Origin of the sequence: Streptosporangium oxazolinicum (assembly GCF_039537505.1) — a bacterium.
In the GTDB taxonomy this organism is placed as follows: domain Bacteria; phylum Actinomycetota; class Actinomycetes; order Streptosporangiales; family Streptosporangiaceae; genus Streptosporangium; species Streptosporangium oxazolinicum.
The window spans coordinates 1-1,646 of the sequence record NZ_BAABAQ010000030.1; the positions used below are offsets into that span (position 1 = coordinate 1).

Below are 1,646 nucleotides of genomic sequence, written 5' to 3' on the forward strand. Positions count from 1 at the left end.
GCCACGTAGAGCGGGCAGGGGTCGGCCTCCGGCGGCGTGCACTTGACGAGGAAGTCGGTATTCCCCGCGATGATCATCCGATCGGCGATCGGGTTCTCCACGGTGCCGAGCGAGGCCCGCTCCACCCCGTGGTTGATCAGCGTCCAGGCGTCCTTGGCGTAGTACGTCTCGTCGAAAACGACCGCGTGCGGCCGCCCAAGATTGACGAAACGCAGGACCCCTCCGAACGCCGCGACCAGCAAAGGTCCCAGCCAACCCCAGGCCACGCTTCCCTGCATGGGCGGCAAGAGGCGATCCCGTATCAATCCCATTCGGGCAATTATGGTGATAAATCAGCCGCGATGGACAGCGTCATAAAGATCGCGTTTGGGAATTCCCGCCGCCTTCGCCACCTCCACGATCGCCTGCTTTCTCGGCACCCCCGTCTCCTCCCTGCGGGCCACCTCCTCGACCAGGTCCCCGATCACCGGCGGCAGACTCCGCCCGGCGTACCCCGCGACGACGATCGTGATCTCCCCCTTGACGCCCCCGGCCGCCCACTCGGCCAGCTCCCCGAGACCGCCCCGCCGCACCTCCTCGTACGTCTTGGTGAGCTCCCGGCAGACCGCCGCCGCCCGGTCGGCGCCGAACGCCTCCGCCATCGCCACCAGCGCGGCGTGCAACCGGTGCGGCGCCTCGAAGAAGACCATCGTGCGCTCCTCCTCCGCGAGGGCCGAGAGCCTGCGGGAGCGCTCACCGGACTTGCGCGGCGGGAAGCCCTCGAAGCAGAACCGGTCGCTGGGCAGCCCCGAGACGGCCAGCGCCGTGGTCACCGCGGACGGCCCCGGCAGCGAGGTGACCGTGATCCCCGCCTCGACCGCCAGGTGGGTGAGGCGGTAGCCGGGGTCGGACACACCGGGCATCCCCGCATCGGTGATCACCAGCACGGTCTTGCCGTCCTGGAGGGCCTGGAGGAGCTCCGCGGCCCGCCCGGCCTCGTTGGCGTCGTAGTAGGAGACGACCCGGCCGCCGATCTCCGCGCCCAGCTCCCCCGCCAGGCGGCGCAGCCTCCGGGTGTCCTCCGCCGCGACCACGTCGGCACTCTCCAACGCCAGTCTCAGCCGGGGCGAGGCGTCGCCCACCTGCCCGATCGGAGCCCCTGCCAGCACAAGCCTGCCGTTGTCCGTCACCGCTCCATCCTCCCGCATTCCGGATGGCCCCCCGGCCTGGGGAGAAGTGCCAGAATTGGGCATCCGGCAGATTTTTCCCGGGCTGAGGGTGGTGAGAGGACCGTACGATGTCCGGGTGGCCGTGACCGACTTCACCAATCAGGCGCCAGAGCAGCCGGAGCCCCAGCCGCCAGGCGGGCGGCAGGGTTCGGCGCGCGACCGGCTGGTGCCGCCGATGCCCGGTGGCGCCCTGTGGGGCTGGCTGGGTCCGCTGCTGGTCACGGTGTTCGGCGCGATCCTGCGCTTCACGAACCTCGGCCACCCGCGCGCGGTCATGTTCGACGAGACGTACTACGCCAAGGACGCCTGGGCACTGCTCAACTTCGGTGCCGAGCACAACGTCGTCAAGGACGCCGACAAGATCCTGATGGGGGGCGGCACCGAGATCTGGCAGCGGTGCGCGCCCGCCGAGCTCGACAAGTGCGCCTCCTACGTGGT

Annotated in this window: 1 protein-coding gene and 2 pseudogenes; 1 reads left to right on the forward strand and 2 read right to left on the reverse strand. The window is 70.2% G+C overall.

Going from position 1 to position 1,646, the window contains the following annotated elements; translation table 11 throughout:
* Positions 1-266 (reverse strand): annotated as a pseudogene (locus ABD817_RS39345) (phospholipid carrier-dependent glycosyltransferase); the annotation flags it as partial.
* 66 nt (positions 267-332) lie between these two features.
* Positions 333-1,187 carry a 16S rRNA (cytidine(1402)-2'-O)-methyltransferase gene (gene rsmI, locus ABD817_RS39350; RefSeq protein WP_344923565.1) on the reverse strand — a complete coding sequence of 285 codons (855 nt, stop codon included), beginning with the start codon at positions 1,185-1,187 and terminating at the stop codon, positions 333-335.
* 97 nt (positions 1,188-1,284) lie between these two features.
* Between rsmI and ABD817_RS39355 the strand changes: the two are divergent.
* Positions 1,285-1,646: pseudogene (locus ABD817_RS39355) on the forward strand (phospholipid carrier-dependent glycosyltransferase); the annotation flags it as partial.